The organism is Alkalihalobacillus sp. BA299, assembly GCF_017745675.1.
Classification (GTDB): domain Bacteria; phylum Bacillota; class Bacilli; order Bacillales; family Bacillaceae_F; genus Alkalihalobacterium.
In genome coordinates this window covers 1-17,027 of the sequence record NZ_JAFLJM010000015.1, presented here as the reverse complement: position 1 = coordinate 17,027, position 17,027 = coordinate 1, and the positions used below count along the sequence as shown (strand labels likewise).

10 protein-coding genes and 1 pseudogene are annotated in these 17,027 nt (G+C 35.9%); 4 read left to right on the top strand and 7 right to left on the bottom strand.

Annotation, left to right across the window (positions count from 1 at the left end; translation table 11 throughout):
* The first annotated feature begins 11 nt into the window (after positions 1-11).
* Together J0N78_RS18200 and J0N78_RS18195 are read left to right on the top strand one after the other, a co-directional pair.
* Complete coding sequence (locus tag J0N78_RS18200; protein ID WP_374193930.1) at positions 12-1,613, top strand: bifunctional metallophosphatase/5'-nucleotidase; 1,602 nt, start codon at positions 12-14, stop codon at positions 1,611-1,613.
* Positions 1,614-1,649: 36 nt separating this feature from the next.
* Positions 1,650-1,880, top strand: coding sequence for a YczF family membrane protein (locus J0N78_RS18195; protein WP_209124526.1), 231 nt, complete (start codon positions 1,650-1,652; stop codon positions 1,878-1,880).
* Here J0N78_RS18195 and J0N78_RS18190 read toward each other — a convergent pair.
* From J0N78_RS18190 to J0N78_RS18165, 6 genes are all read right to left on the bottom strand, one after another.
* Positions 1,877-2,977 (bottom strand): GerAB/ArcD/ProY family transporter, encoded by a 1,101-nt coding sequence (locus tag J0N78_RS18190; protein WP_209124525.1) that lies wholly within the window; start codon positions 2,975-2,977, stop codon positions 1,877-1,879. The two genes, J0N78_RS18195 and J0N78_RS18190, sit on opposite strands and share 4 nt — an antisense overlap.
* Before the next feature lie 36 nt (positions 2,978-3,013).
* A complete protein-coding gene (locus J0N78_RS18185; RefSeq protein ID WP_209124524.1) occupies positions 3,014-4,210 on the bottom strand; it encodes a Ger(x)C family spore germination protein in 1,197 nt (398 codons plus the stop codon).
* Positions 4,200-5,834 (bottom strand): spore germination protein, encoded by a 1,635-nt coding sequence (locus J0N78_RS18180; RefSeq protein ID WP_247747416.1) that lies wholly within the window; start codon positions 5,832-5,834, stop codon positions 4,200-4,202. The genes J0N78_RS18185 and J0N78_RS18180 overlap by 11 nt, the downstream gene beginning before the upstream one ends.
* A gap of 153 nt (positions 5,835-5,987) precedes the next feature.
* Complete coding sequence (gene shc, locus J0N78_RS18175; RefSeq protein ID WP_247747415.1) at positions 5,988-7,865, bottom strand: squalene--hopene cyclase; 1,878 nt, start codon at positions 7,863-7,865, stop codon at positions 5,988-5,990.
* Positions 7,866-8,035: 170 nt separating this feature from the next.
* Positions 8,036-9,172, bottom strand: coding sequence for a dicarboxylate/amino acid:cation symporter (locus J0N78_RS18170; protein ID WP_209124523.1), 1,137 nt, complete (start codon positions 9,170-9,172; stop codon positions 8,036-8,038).
* Between the two features lie 450 nt (positions 9,173-9,622).
* A complete protein-coding gene (locus J0N78_RS18165) occupies positions 9,623-12,877 on the bottom strand; it encodes a DEAD/DEAH box helicase (protein WP_247747414.1) in 3,255 nt (1,084 codons plus the stop codon).
* 201 nt (positions 12,878-13,078) lie between these two features.
* Here J0N78_RS18165 and J0N78_RS18160 point away from each other — a divergent pair, with 201 nt between their 5' ends.
* Positions 13,079-14,140, top strand: coding sequence for an AbrB family transcriptional regulator (locus J0N78_RS18160; RefSeq protein ID WP_209124522.1), 1,062 nt, complete (start codon positions 13,079-13,081; stop codon positions 14,138-14,140).
* 175 nt (positions 14,141-14,315) lie between these two features.
* Here the strand turns inward: J0N78_RS18160 and pepF are convergent, their stop codons facing one another.
* The gene (gene pepF / locus J0N78_RS18155; protein ID WP_209124521.1) at positions 14,316-16,118 is read right to left on the bottom strand and encodes an oligoendopeptidase F; all 1,803 of its coding nucleotides are present in this window, start codon (positions 16,116-16,118) and stop codon (positions 14,316-14,318) included.
* Positions 16,119-16,379: 261 nt separating this feature from the next.
* Here pepF and J0N78_RS18150 point away from each other — a divergent pair.
* A pseudogene (locus tag J0N78_RS18150) lies at positions 16,380-17,027 on the top strand (transposase); the annotation flags it as partial.

Sequence of the window (17,027 nt, the reverse complement as noted above, 5' to 3'; positions counted from 1 at the left end):
GTACAATAGTTATGAAAGGAAGAAGCTTAATGTCAGAAAAAGTAACCCTCTCTATTCTTGAAACAAGCGATGTACACGGTCATATTCTTCCTATCAATTATGGTAATAATGAGCCTGCAATTCTCGGATTAGCCAAACTATCTACGCTAATAAAACAACAAAAAGCCAAAAACATATCACACACAATTCTTATAGATAACGGTGATGTCATTCAAGGAACACCGCTTACCTACTACTATGCTCGAGTTAATAGTGAAGGTACAAATCCCGTTATTTCTGTTTTAAACGCTATGGGATATGATGCAGCAGTCCTTGGAAATCATGAATTTAATTACGGTCAGGAAATTTTACAAAAATCGATTCGTGATTCTCAATTCCCATGGATTTCCGCTAATATTTTAAATAAAGGAACGAAAGAACCCTATTACGGCAAACCCTATACCATTAGGCATTTTGATCATGATTTAAAAGTTGGCATATTAGGTTTAACAACAAGCTACATCCCCAATTGGGAAAACCCAAATCATATTAAAGATTTGTCCTTCGAGAGCGTTATTCAAACAGCACAAAAATGGGTGCCGTTTTTACGAAGAAAGGAAAAAGTAGATGTATTAATTGTGTCTTATCATGGTGGGTTTGAACGTAACCTTACTACGGGAGAAGTTACTGAACACCTCACAGGTGAAAATCAAGGGTATCAGTTGTGTCAAGAGGTTGAAGGAATTGATGTGCTTTTAACAGGACACCAGCACCGTTTCCTTACAGGAGAAGTCAATAATATCACCATCCTTCAGCCTGGTGATAAGGGGCAAGCATTAGGCAAAGTTAACATTATATTAGAAAAACAAAGAGACAAGTGGCAGATTTTAGAAAAATCAGCTCAAATCATAAAAGTCGATGAAAAAACAAAAGCTGACCCTAAAATACTCCAACTAACACAAATATTTGAAGAAAAAACACAAAAGTGGCTAGATCAACCGATAGGCCAAATTAAAGGAGATATGTTAATTCGTAATCCGATGGAAATTCGTACTAAGGATAATGCTCTAATTGAATTTATCAATAAAGTACAAATGGACGTTTCGAAAGTAGATATATCAAACACCGCCTTATTTTCAGATGAAGCACCTGGCTTACATTCAAAAGTGACAATGAGGGATATTGTCTCAAATTATATCTACCCAAACACATTAAAGGTTTTGAAAATTACAGGAAAAGATATAAAAGACGCTCTTGAACGTTCAGCTTCTTACTTTGACGATTTCAACGGCAAAGAAATTAAAGTAAACCCAGAATTTACAACGCCTAAGCCACAGCACTATAACTACGATATGTGGGAAGGCATTGAATACGAGATCAATATATCTCGCCCTTTTGGAAAAAGAGTTGTTCTGCTTCTTTATAATGGAAAACCGGTTGAACCTACAAAGGAATATCAGGTTGTGATGAATAATTATCGTGCTGGAGGAGGCGGTGACTATGTGATGTTTCAAAATAAAGAAGTGGTCCAAGACATCCCAATTGATGTTTCCGAACTGCTCGCTAATTATATTTTAGAAAGAAAAGTTGTTGAAGCTACTATCAATCATAATTGGAAAGTGGTTCATGACTAATCGTTCAAAAAATCCATAAAATTGAGGTTTTCTGATATGACTAAAATCATTTTGATTTTCGTTTTCTTTTCAATCATAATGGCTGCTTTTCTTATTTTCATTGATCTATTTGTAGGAATCCCTTTTAGCAAAAGTATAAACAATGTTCGTAATCCATTTTGGGTGATGGATGTTGGAGAACTATCTATATTAGTCATATTAATCATGATTTCAGTTGCCATTCCAATAAAATATTATTTTAAACTTTTTACTAAAAAGAAAAATTAGTTATGCTTTAAAAACTTCTTTCGTATTAGCGTTAGTAAAAACAGCAATAAAGGAATATAAATTTGAAAAGGTAAATGCAAATAATATGGGACAATATTTAAACCCTCCTCTAGATGCTCAGAAAAATTACTCGCAATGGAAAGGGAGCTAAACAAAATAATAATCCCTATAGGAAAGACTAAATGTTGATGGTTATTGACATTAAATAATTTTGTAATGCCAATTATTCCCGCATACATAAAGATAGCAATTTTAAAAAACATTCCAATAACTAGCGTGATAACGACCAATGCATCCAAGCGCTCTAAAAATTCACCCACTCTAATTTTTCCAACGGATGTAAGGAGAGGAAAGGTTGTTCTGCTTGCAATATCTACACCGAGTACAGCTATGTTTAAGGATGTATTAAACGCGATTGTCAGTCCGCTCACAACTAACGCTGTAAGACCTACTCTAAGAGCTGATTTTGGTTTATTTAAATAAGGGAGTAGCATCGAAAAAACAACAATTTCTCCAAATGGAAAAGTAAAGCCGACAGGAAAAGCAGTTTGAATGATAGGTTTCCACCCTTCCCCTAAGATAGGAAGTAAATTTTTTACATCGATAATTCCAGAAAAAAGAATGAGTAAATTCGCAACAAAACCGAGTAATAGTAATAATAATATATAAAATTCGCCTGTCCTTGCTAATACTTCAATGCCAAGATATATGACATACATGATCGTACAGATCATCAGTAAATTAATAACAAATAAAGGAGTTTCAGCAAGTGTAGATGATAACAGAAGGTCCCCAAAGTCACGTAAAACTCTTGCTGCGATATAAAAAAAGTACAACATGTAGAGAACTCCTACCAGACCCCCAATATATTTTCCTAAAATGTGCTGAAGGTATCCTGTTAATGGTTGATCTGGGTATTGTTTATATAAATAAAAATAAACATAAAACATCATCATGCCTGCACTTAAACTCAGTAAAATCGCAAGCCAAGCTCCTTGCTTTGCATCTATGCCGATAGCTATAACAATTGCGCTTCCCAACTCAAAAAGAACCATTAGTGAAAACATCTGAAATGCATTCATTTTTGCTTGTTCCACTGAGGACCTCCTTTCCTTATCATTTCTATCAAAAAATTACTCACTAAAAGAATTAAATCGCATCCCTGTTCTACGAATAAAAGCGTGAACTTGAACATCTACTTCAAGCGTTGAAAATAGATCTGGCCATTCACTCTCATATTCTTTCCAACGTTTTGGATGTTGTCTTTGGATGACATTTCCAAACCCCAAAAAATCCGATTTTTCTTGTTGTGCAATCGCTATTGCCCTCATTGCTTCACTTTTAATTTCCTCTTCTAGTTGTTTTTCCAACTCAGTAATATTTTTATGCTGTTCAAAATCGTACGAACAATTAGCTTCACCGATATTTCCTTCCTCATTGATTATGACTTGAATGGTCGGTTTACCGTTTTTAATCAAAGAATTAATTTTTGTATTTGAACGGATCACTTCAATGGCTATCGCATCTTTTTGCCCGTCACAATCTAGGTTAACAATCGTACTTTGGATGTTATCTAATATCCAGCTTGTTCCTCTTGCCTCTTTATTTTCAACCCACCTGATCAATTTTCCATCTTTAAAGATTGCGGTTCCACTAACTTCTAAAGTAGCCGCAGGATATGACTGTTGTAAACTTTCAACCTTTGCACCAAAATTTTTATCACCTCTAATTCTAACGCCACTCATCGCTACTTCTTTTCCCTTACTTATAAGCGCTTGAATAATATCATCGATTTCCATGACGAGGTTTTCTCCCCAAACCTTTTCAGTTGTTTCAAGTTCAGTTGTAATTTTTTTTGCTGATATTCGTTCAACTGGAGATTGTATTTTTAATATTTCTTCTGCTTTTGTTTCCCGTGCAATGATCACTTGAATATTTGTCCTAAACTCATGATCACGTTCAAACCAGTCAATCACTTTTTCAATCCCTTCTTCTTTTGCAAACTGCTCGCTTATTACGATCAGATTTGTGTGTGGGAAATAAAGTTTCCTTGGCACTTTTTGAGTTGTTTTTCGAATGGCTTCAAATATGGTATTGCCAGTTGAAGAATAAACGATCGTTGTTGCTGCATTTCGTTGCCCGCCTTCTTGTCCTGTCGCCACTTCTCCAGCATTAATAATTTGAAATGATACACGATATTCTTCCTTCGTTTTATCAATACCTACAGCAGAGACAAGTGACATTTCCGTTAGTTCTTTTGCATTCCAACAACCTGATAAAAATAAGAATGTGATTATAAAACCTAATAAAAGATACCATTTAGATTTCATTAGAATCACCTTTTCCATTCGAAGGAGATGGTCGTAATCCTTCTTTCATTCGGACTGTTCTATTTTGACTAACTAGTCGAGGGCGTTTTCTTCTAGCCCATAGTGGGAAACGAAATAATCCGTCCTTTTGATCTTCTAGAATTAATGGTGCAAACGGAGCTAAATATGGAACGCCAAACGACCTTAAACTACTCAGATGTGCAACAAGAATAATAAGGCCTAGCATAATTCCGTACAACCCCATCGTTGCCGCTAGTATCATCATAACAAATCTTAAAATACGTCCAGCTACGGCTAGACTATAGGCAGGAGTCGTAAAACTTGCGATCGCTGTTCCGGCAACAACGATGACCATAGCCGCTGACACAATACCTGCTTGAACAGCCGCTTGACCAATTACAAGTGCCCCAACGATTGATACCGCTTGTCCAATTGCACGCGGCATTCGAACTCCAGCTTCACGTAAAACTTCAAAGGTAATCTCCATAATGAGTGCTTCAATTAAGGCTGGAAATGGAATACCTTCTCTTTGAGCAGCTAAACTAATAACGAGTGTTGTTGGAATTAAATCTTGATGAAACGTAATTAAAGCAATATAGATCGATGGACCGAGCATAGCTGCACTAAAGGCCAAATATCTTAAAATACGTACGAGTGTTGATAAGTCATATCGTTGATAATAATCCTCTGCGGCTTTAAAGAATTGGGAAAACCCTGTCGGTACAATAAGGACAAATGGTGTTCCATCGATAACAAGAGTCACTCTTCCTTCTAACAGTGTATTTGCGACAATATCAGGTCGCTCCGTATTAAATATAGTTGGAAAAACTGTAAACGTACTATCCTGTATTAGCTCTTCAACATTTGCTGAACTTGTTATTTCATCAATTTCAATTCTGCCAAGTCTTTCATTGACTTCTTGTAATAATTTTTCATTTACAATACCATCTACATAAACAACCGCTACATTCGTTTGACTAATTGTCCCTAACTGCATCATATCAACCCGCAGGTGAGGACTTTTAATTCTCCTTCTAATAAGTGAAATATTCGTTTGAATGGCTTCAGTAAAGCCCTCTTTCGGTCCACGAATCGTTATTTCTGAAGTTGGTTCTTCGATTGAACGCCTTTCTCCGCCTTTTGTACCTCCAATAATGGCTTGATTGACTCCATCAATAAAAAGAATCGTTTTTCCAGAAAGTAAAGCATTGATAATCCTGTTCCAATCTTTAATTGAACTTACGCTTGCTATCGTAAGTACTTGATTTTTGATAGAGGTTAGTATAGCTTCCATCGACGTTAGCGTTTGTTCCTCCAGATTTATATGGTCTTCAATTAAAGCTTTCAAAATAAAATCACCGACTAGCTTTTCATCAACTAACCCCGCGATATAAAAAACGACTCCTTTAATGGGAGGTTTTTGACTCACTAGTAATTCTCGCATTATGAGGTCATGACTTCTCCCCATCACTTCATTCATTTTTCTAATATTGCTTTCCAAACTTTCGTAAACACAGGTATCTCCAATATTTAATTTATCGTCAACGTAGTAGATCGTCTCACTTTTCTTTTTTGAGATTAAGGAAGAAATTGATCCAGTTTTCCCTATTTTTTTCCGTTTCATAATACTCACCCTGTGATTTAGCCTTTTGTATATTAATACGGTTTAAGAAGTGTCAATTCTCCTACTATAGCATTACTTCTTAAATTATTTTCCTCTGGGAAATGTATTCTTATACGGAAAATCAAACCAATTAATGAAAATTTCATGATTTTTTTATTGCTTTTCAATATATTTCTTTTTATATTTAGCGAGTGTTAGTAACGCCCACGTATGATTTAAACTATGATAGTAAAAATAAACCCTTCCAGGTATTCCCCCTCCTGTTGGGTAAACAGTCTTCCAATCATTTGATTGAAGTGAATGGATCAAATATCGAATACCGCGATTGATGTCTCGTGTAGGCTGATCATGGCCTTCAATTAGCATTTCTAACGCCCAGGCTGTTTGCGTAGGAGTACTGTATCTAAGTGGGACGTATTTTTTTTTGACATCACTACGACAGGATTCTCCCCAGCCTCCATCCTTATTTTGAATACTTACCATCCACTCGAATGCTCGCTTAATCGATGGGTCTTCTATTGGAACACCGACGGATACTAACCCTAAAACAACAGCACTTGTACCATGTATATATGAAATACCCCAGCGCCCATACCACGACCCATTTTTCTCTTGCTGTTTTTTTAACCAACGGACTGCTTTATTAATACGGAGATGATTTAAAGTCATTCCACAATCATGGCCTAAGAACTGAAGAACTCTTCCCGTTAGGTCATTCGTAGAAGGATCATTCGCAAAATCTTTTGTTTCATCATAAGGAACTAAAAACTTTATGAATGATTTATCTATGTTTTTTTCAAATGCCGGCCATCCACCATCATCATTTTGCATAGATAACACCCAATTGAAACCGCGATTCCAAGACTGAGTAATTAAAGGATCAATGTGTGTACTTCTTTTTAACGCACGTAATACGATAACCGTATCATCAACATCTGGATACATTGTATTAATATCTGAGAAAGCCCACCCGCCTGGTTTAGTTTTTTTATTGCGAACGATCCAATCACCAGGAATATCATGTTGCCGTGAAATTAGGTACGTATTAGCTTTTGTTATCAATGGATTTGTACAATTGACATCTGCCTCTTGCAGACTAAAACTAGCTATAGCCGTATCCCAAACCGTAGACGTTGAAACTTGTAAATGAGCGTTACATATTAGTGATTTCAGTCCACAAATAGCCTGGTAAATGATGTGTGATTGCTTTTTATAACCGATTGCTAACAAAGCAAAAAGCAAATATATTGTTGCCGGGGCAAAGCCATATACGGTTCCATCCGGCTCGATTCGATTCAACATATATTGTTCAGCTTTAAGGAGTGATTTTTTATAGAGATGCTTCGATAGAGGAGGTACTACTTTCGTTGGAAGAGTTATTAATTTTAATAATACATGAAATAATGAGGCATTCATTTTGGGAAAATTCTTTTTCACATATAAATGACGAATATTAGGTGTGTACTTATTTTTTATAGAAAACTTTTGGTTTGCCATAATCATAATCGGGAAAAAGTGAATACGTGCATGGCCAACCAAATCATATTTATTTATAGGAAAGCAGTTCGGGAGGAGAATAAACTCTGGTGGTATTTTGAGATTTTTCGGCCAAGGAATTTCACCTGTTATCGCAAGTAAAACCAGTGTAAATAAGTTTGTTATCTTTTCTACCCCACCTTTTGATCGGATAAACTGCTCAGCCTTTTTCATGTGTTCATCACCTCTGTTACTTAGACCAGAGAAAAGTAACGCATAATAGGCTTCTACCGTTGTATCTAAGTCTCCTTCACCATCATGATAAAGTTTCCATGCACCATTTCCTGCTTGTATACTTTTAATCCGCTTTACAAGTTGCTCGATCAGTTCTTCTTCCTCTTCAATTTCTAAAAGGCGTAATAAAATAATAAAATATACGTCTGTCACTGGATTGGTTTCTAAACAATATCTCCATGAACCATCATATGTTTGATCTTTTTTTAACTTTTCTATAATACTTTCAATCGTTGAAACTACCTCTGTATTAATCATCATTGGATAGCCCTTCCTTCATATCCGTTCTAATTATTCCATGATTCTATGCTATGTGTAGAATAATTGAGTGGTGAAAAAGAGCAATCACAAAATGATCGATAATATGAAAAAAAGCTAACGAGATAGAAATAAATTTTATTACCTACACTCGTCAGCTATCATTTATAAAGTTACTTTGCCCATCGATCAATTAACACGTTAATGGCCCCGTCTCCAGTGACATTCGTTGCTGTACCAAAACTATCTTGTGCCATATAAAGAGCAATCATTAATCCAATAGCAGCTTCATTAAATCCAAGCATCGATGTGAGTACACCTAAAGCTGCCATAATGGCTCCACCTGGTACTCCTGGAGCTGCAACCATTATTAATCCAAGCATGAATACAACAGGTAAAATTTGCGCGAAATTAGGTTGCATAAAATCAGGTGATAATACCATTACTGCAACGGCACACATAACGATTGTAATCACACTTCCCGATAAGTGAATCGTAGCACAAAGTGGTACACCAAAGTTTGCAATTTCTTCTTTGACCTTGTTGTTCTTTACTGATTTTAGGGTAACTGGAATCGTAGCTGCACTACTCATCGTGCCTATCCCTGTAAAATAAGCCGGTAGCATATTTTTTAATAAGATTAATGGGTTTTTCTTAGCGACAATACCAGCAACCACATATTGAATAGTTAACCAGACCCAATGTGTAACAATGGCTAAGATTAATACAACACCGAACACTTTTAATGTACCGAACACTTCTCCTGATGCTGCTAATTCAGCAAAAATACCAGCGATATAAACAGGGAGAAATGGAATAATAATTTTTGCGATCACTAACTCGATAATAGTTTTTCCCTCATCAAAAAACTTCTTTAACCATTCTCCCTCCGTTTTAGCAATACCAATTCCAAACACAAAAGCAGTTACTAATGCGGTTACTACCCCCATCATCGGTGCCAACTCTAGTATAAGAAATGGTTCAATTACCGTACCCTCTGTTACATTACCCGATTCTGGTGCTAAAAGCGGAACGATTATACTAGCGATAATAAAAGCTAATAACCCCGCCAAGATCGTAGAAATGTACGCTGTTCCAACCGTCATCCCAACTAATCGTCCCGAGCTTTTTCCTAATCCTGCTACTCCACTTGCAATAAAAAATAAAATAATAAACGGGATTATAAAACCTATAAAACTACCGAACAGGACTTTTAAAGTAATTAAAAATCGAATGGTTAGGTCCGGGGCAATCAACCCTAATATAATACCGACGATAATTCCGATGATTAATTTAAATATTAATTTCATTCAATACATCTCCTTCCAATTTTGTACGTGTCAATAACACAAATGTATATCCCTATTTTACATAGTGTCCAATTTAAAACAATGCTATTTCCTATATTCAGAAAAGTAAATTTTTATATTACAATAATAAATAGTATATATCCGAATAATTTTATATAACTGGTATCCATTCATGCCTTATTTCGACTAGACTTAAACCTTCATCACTAGCTTCTCCATATCATTAAATAAACAAAAAAAAACAAGGGTAACTCATAAATGTCTTTGCCCCTTCCTTTTACACAAAATGATTGCTCGATGTTCTATAGCAACTATATTTTGTGATTAAGGTGCCTGACACTTAGTTTTTGAGTCATCCTTGTTTCCTTTAATCAGATTGCAAATTACTTACATGAATATTCGTAAGCTATAAATTACACCTCACGAAATTTTATAGCGTTCAATCGAGTATTAACCAAGTAACTCCATAATCTCCTGTTCTGTTAAGCTTGTCAGCATCGTGTCACCTGGTTGAATCACCTTTTCAATGAGTTCTTTCTTCGCTTGTTGCATATCATAGATTTTTTCTTCAATTGTACCTTGTGCAATCATTTTAATCACTTGAACGACACTTTTCTGTCCAATTCGATGAGCTCTGCCAGCAGCTTGTTCTTCAATAGCTGGGTTCCACCATAAGTCATATAAAATAACGGTGTCCGCTCCCGTTAAATTTAAACCTGTTCCACCTGCTTTTAATGAGATTAAGAACAGGCTATTTTCCCCATTGTTAAACCGCTCTGCCATTTCGACACGATCCTTCCCAGGAGTTTGCCCATCCAAATAAAAATACTCATAGCCTTCTTGCTGCATTTGATCTTCAATCATTTTAAGCATAGAAGCAAATTGAGAAAAAATTAAAATTCGTTTGCCATTAGCAATCGCATTTTGAACAAATTCAAGGAGCTGTTCAAGTTTTCCTGAACCGCCTTCGTACTTATCGAGAAACAATGACGGATGACAACAAAGCTGGCGCAACCTCGTCAAAGCCGCTAATATTTTAATTCTTCCTTTATTTAGTCCTTCCGTGTGTAAAATCTCTGACGTTTCTTGTTTTACCTTTTGTAAATACCCTACATATAATTCTTTTTGCGTTTTCGTTAACTCAGATATGTGAACCGTTTCAATTTTATCTGGTAATTCTTTTAATACATCCGATTTCATTCGTCGTAAAATAAACGGTTTAACCATTTTGGAAATGTGTTCTAGCTCTAAATTACTAAAATCTTGCTTGTTCGGAAAAAAACCAGGAAGTAACACGTAAAAAATGGACCAAAGCTCTTCGATTGAGTTTTCAATCGGTGTTCCACTTAGAGCAAAACGCTTAGGTGCACGAATTTTCGTAATTGCTTTGAACGTTTTCGTTTGTGGATTTTTTATTGCTTGAGCTTCATCTAGTACGAGCGTATCAAATGTTTTTTCGGTATATATTTCAGAATCTTGTCGGACTAATGGATATGAAGTAATACAAACATCCACTTCGGTTAAATCCTCAAGCTTCTGTTTCCTTTCTTCCGGCGTTCCATCGATAACAATCACTCGTAAGCTAGGTGCAAATTTATTACATTCACTCTTCCAATTATATATGAGTGAGGCTGGGGTAACGACAAGCGCAGGGGCCTGTAAGCGATTTTCTTCTTTTTCTGAGAGAAGAAACGTAATACTTTGCAATGTTTTTCCTAACCCCATATCATCAGCTAATATCCCACCTAAACGATAAGTTGCTAATGTTTTAAACCAATGGAACCCAAATTGTTGGTAATCACGAAGTTCAGCGTGAACATGGTTAGGTAATGGAACCTCGAGTTCGTCTGGATGCTTCAAATTTTGTAAGAGTTTACGAAATGCTTTACTATATTTAGCTTTATACTGTTCATCTTGTCCGATAATGTGCTCAATTTGCATGCTACGATAAAGCGGGATTTCTACTTTACCATCATCAACCTGTGTTTTTTGAATATCCAACTGTCGAAAAATTTGCTCGATATGTTGAAACGACTGGTTTTCAAACGACAGGAACGATCCATTTGGTAAACGATAAAATCGTTTCTTCTCAACAACTGCTTGTAAAATAGACTGTACAGCCCCTTGATCAATGCCTTCAAGATTAAAGCTTACTTCTAGCCAATTCCCACTCGAATCAATATCGATCGATGTTGTTGGTTCATAATGTTCAAAACCTAACAAGGCTTTTGCTGTACTTGTTAAAAACACATTAGCTTCCTTTTCAAAAAGTGGAAGCGTATGGAAAAGAAAGTTGTAAATCTCTGCTTCCCCGTCTACATATAATTCATTTCCATGAATTTTCAACAATGAACCTTCAATAACGTCCATGACATTTTGTTCTTTATCTACATCTCGAATGATAATTTTATTTTCAAACTGATCATTTTGGTTTCTAAATTCAAAAGGATTGATGATGTTTTCACCATAATGATATTCTACTTTTACTATCACTCTCTCGTTATCATAATCAATATAAACGTACGACTGAAGCGGAACACTTATTAATTCATCTTTAAGTGTCGCATCCATTTGAATTGTCGTTAGTTTATTTAATTTTGGAACAACATGTGAAACAAACGGTTCAATCTGATCTTTAGCAATCAATAATTGATGGTGAGATAAAAATCCGTCCAATTCTTTCATATACAGTTGCTGTTCCTCTGTTAGTTTATATAAATTTAATTCGTCGAACACATACCCGTACATCTGCATATAAAACATATCGTGTAGTTTACTAAAATCAATGATGAACTCATTTTCATCTCCCTTTAACAATTCAATTGAAGAAGGAAACTGAAAATCAGGATGAATAGCCACATTTTCGAACGATCCTTGTGCATTGCTATATAATAGATCCGTTTTGGTGTCTTTAAAAGTAGAAAACAAATGATCTACTATATAAGGAGCAATCAGTAACTCCCTGTCAGTTATGATTGACGTCTTAGACCAATAATTAGATGACATTCGCGTATACAATTGTTCTTGTTCATGCATGTCATAAAGAATTTTTAATATTTTTTGATCCTTTGCAGCAAATTGATGATCAAATGGATCATAACTAAAGTTCGATGTAAAGAAGTATGACTTTTGTTCGTGAATATGCTTTAAAAATTCACCAAGCTTTTTTACAACATAAGCTCTTTTTGGCCCCACCTTTAATTCAAGTGTAAAAAAGTATTTATCTTGTAAAGAATAAGAATTATGGATTTTTAAATAATATTCAACCGTCAACAATTCCTTCGTATGTAAAGTCACCTCATTTTTTTCAAGTGGACGTAAATTTGTGAAGGAATCTATGAGGGCATTTGCTGTTCTATAGATTTTCCGCTTTTGTCCTTCTTGATAAAACGTTTCACTTTCTATTAATGATCCTTGTTCAGCTAAATTAACTAAAACGGCAACACTATGCTTACATTCTCCATAACTAGCATGAGCAGGACAATTACAATCGGCAATGACTGTCCTATTTTTTTTAATACTAATTTCCACATCGTATTCCTCACTACCAACTACAGTTGCATGCCATACTTGTTCCTCTGCATCAAAGTATAAATCAACTACTCGATTTTCATTATAATAAACTAGCCCTCTACGAAACACTGTATTAGAAAACATATCTTTGATTTCAGATTTTGTTATTCTCAAATCCATTTTCGATTTCATTTATAAACCAACTCTTCCTATAGGCAATTCTAATTGCATTATACTATGTTATGGAAATGACATCCAAATTAGAAACGGATTGTCTTAATAATCAATTAAAAAATCAATCTAATGTTCAACTTTGAATATATTTCGAGAGGCTAAAATCATCAATATGTGTTAAAATTACGTTATAGCCAAAAAATTAAAGGAGTCTTTATAATGAACAACAAAGGATTATACCGGTTGTTAGAGACCTCTTTTTTAGGTTTCTTAGGTGGGTACGTGTTTAGCCTTGCAAACCTCCCCTTACCGTGGGTGTTAGGACCGTTAACTTTTGTCATGCTTTGGCAAGGGTTTTCGAAACGTAAAGCCTATTGGCCAAAACCTATTAAAAACGCAGGATTGAGCATTCTTGGTATATATTTCGGATTATATTTTACAACGGAAACGTTTCTTACGATTGGACCATATTTTTTACCTTTCCTTCTCATCACTATACTAATCATTAGTGTAAGTATTATTATAAGTACAGTTGTCACGAAATGGATCAATGTCGACCAAATTACAAGTGTATTCGGTTCAATACCAGGTGGCTTAACTGAAATGGTCATTGCTAGTGAATCACTAAATGCAAAACCTTCATTAGTTATTATTTTTCAAACCGTCCGACTACTAACGGTTCTTTTTATCGTTCCAACTGTGATTGTCTTTTATTTGACAGAACAAAACCCTATCCCAACTACAGAGGTAGTTCAAGAAGTTATCGCTTCAAGTAGGTGGTCTTATTTATGGTTTATACTTCCAATCGCTATTGGAATGTTAGTTCAAAATAAAATTCCAGCAGGGTTCGTCATTGGACCACTTGCTGCCACTGTACTTATTAACATCAGCTTTGTAACCCTCCCAAGCGTACCTAACTTAGTATTACTTGCAGCTCAAATGGCAGTTGGTATTAGCCTTGGTAAAAGCATTTCCTTTACCGATTTAAAATTAGGAGGGAAGTACTGTTTCGTTTATTTTAGTATTGCACTTTTCCTAATCATAACATCATTTGGATTAGGTGCCGTTCTCGCTCATTTTACATCACTTAACTTCGCAACAGCGGTTTTAAGTGTGGCACCTGGTGGTATTGTTGAAATGGTGCTAACCGCTGCAATAGTCGGTGGAGACCCAGCAATAGTAAGCGCACTGCAGCTTACTCGTATTCTGGTCATCATTATGTTTGTTCCAACCGTTTTAAAATGGTATTTTAGAAAAAATACAACGAAAACAGCAGCGTAACTCGTAAATAAAAATTGATACTGACTCAACAGTAAAATCGACTATATGTTATTTTCCAATATAAAATAACGGCTATAAATCGATTGTGATTTATAGCCCTATTCATTACCTTATTTGATGTTTCCATACTAATCACCAAACGTAATTAGTGTATATATTTCTTTTAGTATCTTTTTTATTCAAACCCTTTTTCTAATTCATCAATAAGTGACCCGATAAATTTTACTGTATTTCGAATTGGCTCTGGGCTTGACATGTCGACTCCAGCCAGCTTCATTAATTCAAGTGGCTTTTTAGTTCCCCCAGCTTTTAACACGTCGAGCCAACGCTCAGCTGTTACTGGACCCTCTTCTTGGATCTTTTGAGCTACAGCTGTTGAAGCCGTTAATCCAGCGGCATACGTATACGGATATAAGCCCATGTAGTAGTGAGGTTGACGCATCCAAGTAAGCCGTGCCCCTTCGTCTATTTCAACCGTATCTCCCCAGAAGTCAGAAAGAACTGCTCCTTTTAAATCACATAGAACGTTGGCTGTAATCGGCTTATCAGCTTCAGCATGAGCATAGACGCGACGTTGCATTTCACCTTCTAACAGATGCGTAACATAGTTGTGATAATACGTACCTAACACTTGTACGATCACAGCTAACCGCTTACGTGGGTCAGTAGATTTAGCTAATAAAGAATGACTTAATAACATTTCATTTAAAGTAGACGGTGCTTCAATGAAATACAAAGAAGGTCGCGTATTGTGATACCGTTGATACCGGCCAGCTAGCGCAAAATGACCCGCATGTCCTAATTCATGTGCTAACGTAAAAGCAGAGCGCATTTTTCCTGCCCAAGTCATTAAAATATACGGATGAACCCCATACGGACTTGAACAGAACGCTCCACTTCGTTTTCCAACAGTATCTGCGTAGTCAACCCAGCGCTCATTGATCGCTTTTGTCATAATTTCCATATACTCTGGACCCATAACTTCTAAAGCTTCGAGCACTTCTTTTGCTGCTTCATCGTATGTAACATCCGGATTGTATTCAGGATCAAGTGGTGCTTTTAAATCACACATGTATATCTTATCAAGACCCAAGACCTTTTGTTTGAGCTTTGCAAAACGTCTCATATGTGGAGCTAATTCTCTTTGGATGACATCTAAAATATTATGATACATTTCTGATGTTACTTGTTGAGGTTGCAATAGCATATCTGTTACTGATTTATAGTTCCGTTCACGTGACATGACAACTTGTTTTTTAACTTCGGTTGCGTACGTTGTAGCAAATGTGTTTTTATATTGATTGAATGCCTTTGTATATGAAGCGTACGCCTTTCTTCGTTCAGTTGTATCTGACGATTGCTCATACAAAGTTTCATATAAGGGGAGAGAGACATGCTGTTCGTCTCCATTTTCATTAATGATTGGATCAAACGGCATATCTGCAGATTTACTTCGTGAATAAATCGCAAAAGGGCCGTCCAACACTTCACCTAACGAAGCTAATACGGATTCGGTTTCAGGTGATAGTCGGTGGGGTTTTGTTTCTAGAAGTTCAGTTAATGTTTTACGATATGTGCTAAGTGCTTCTTCTTTACCGAGAAACTCTTCAATCTTACCTTCAGGCAACTCCAAAATTTCAGATTGCACAAAAGATAATGCTGCATGGATCGAAGCGACAGTCGATGAAGCATGACTTGCATTCGCTTGGTACAAAGGGTTAGTACCATCTACAGACGTATTTAAATGAGCATATGTAGCGAAACGGATCGTTCGTTGTAAAAGTTCCTCCTGAGCATTAAGACAAGCAAGTAATACATCAGGACCTTCACCTAATCGTCCCTTATATTGAGTAACCGTTTTAATTTCTTCAGGCAGCTGATGTAACTCCGCTTCCCACGCTTCATTAGTAGAAAATAAATCACGTAAATCCCACGTTTGTTCCACTGGTGCATCAGTTCGAGCTAATCGCTTTGTCAATTCAATCCATCTCCTTGTTTTAGTTCATTGGGAATACTATCTAAATATATTTCGTATTCCGAATATAAAAACATTATAACACGTTTTTTTACTTATATTGGCATTTTTTACAAATATTGATATATAAACCTACTTGTTTTATCAACGATTCATCCAGAATAAGAGTAAAACGCTTGGAATTGAACTGCAGTTCAATGTGAATAAATTGAACTGCACCCCAATTGTTGGACACTATCTAACAATTGGAGGTGCAGTTTTTCTATGGCTAAATATACCCTTGAGGAAAAAATTTCAGCAGTTACACGCTATTTGGAGGGTGTAGAAAGTTTTGTTTCTATTGGGAGATCGATTGGGACATCTGAAAGTGTGATTATGAACTGGGTTAAGCAATTTGAATATCATGGCATTGAGGGACTTTCTAAGAAATCCTATACAAATTACACAGCACAGTTTAAACTAGACGTACTCAATTACATGAATGATAATGGGACGTCACCAAATGAAACGGCAGTAATCTTTAACATTCCCTCCCCAGCTACGATTAGAACTTGGAGGATCCTTTTCAAAAAAGGAGAAGTGAACGCCCTGGAACCAAAGAAAAAGGAGCGTACACTCATGACGAAAGAAGATAATAAAAAGAAGAAAAAGGTAGCACCAACAGAAGGATCTTTAGAAGCTCTAAAAGCAGAAATAGAACAACTACGGATGGAGAATGCTTATTTAAAAAAGTTGAATGCCTTAGTTCAAAACAAGGAAAAATCACCAAACAAGACAAAGCGAAAGTAGTCTATGAACTAAGGAATGAATTCTCGGTGAAAGCACTTATAAAGTTGGCAGATATTCCACGTAGTACATACTATTACTATGTAAAGCATTTAGATCGTCCAGACAAAGATGCAGAATTAAAAA

Coding starts and splice junctions, on each gene's coding strand:
- J0N78_RS18200 (WP_374193930.1), top strand. CDS start 12: ATGAAAGGAAGAAGCTTAATGTCAGAAAAAGTAACCCTCTCTATTCTT.
- J0N78_RS18180 (WP_247747416.1), bottom strand. CDS start 5,834: ATGAAACGGAAAAAAATAGGGAAAACTGGATCAATTTCTTCCTTAATC.
- J0N78_RS18165 (WP_247747414.1), bottom strand. CDS start 12,877: ATGAAATCGAAAATGGATTTGAGAATAACAAAATCTGAAATCAAAGAT.
- J0N78_RS18185 (WP_209124524.1), bottom strand. CDS start 4,210: ATGAAATCTAAATGGTATCTTTTATTAGGTTTTATAATCACATTCTTA.
- J0N78_RS18170 (WP_209124523.1), bottom strand. CDS start 9,172: ATGAAATTAATATTTAAATTAATCATCGGAATTATCGTCGGTATTATA.
- J0N78_RS18160 (WP_209124522.1), top strand. CDS start 13,079: ATGAACAACAAAGGATTATACCGGTTGTTAGAGACCTCTTTTTTAGGT.
- shc (WP_247747415.1), bottom strand. CDS start 7,865: ATGATGATTAATACAGAGGTAGTTTCAACGATTGAAAGTATTATAGAA.
- J0N78_RS18195 (WP_209124526.1), top strand. CDS start 1,650: ATGACTAAAATCATTTTGATTTTCGTTTTCTTTTCAATCATAATGGCT.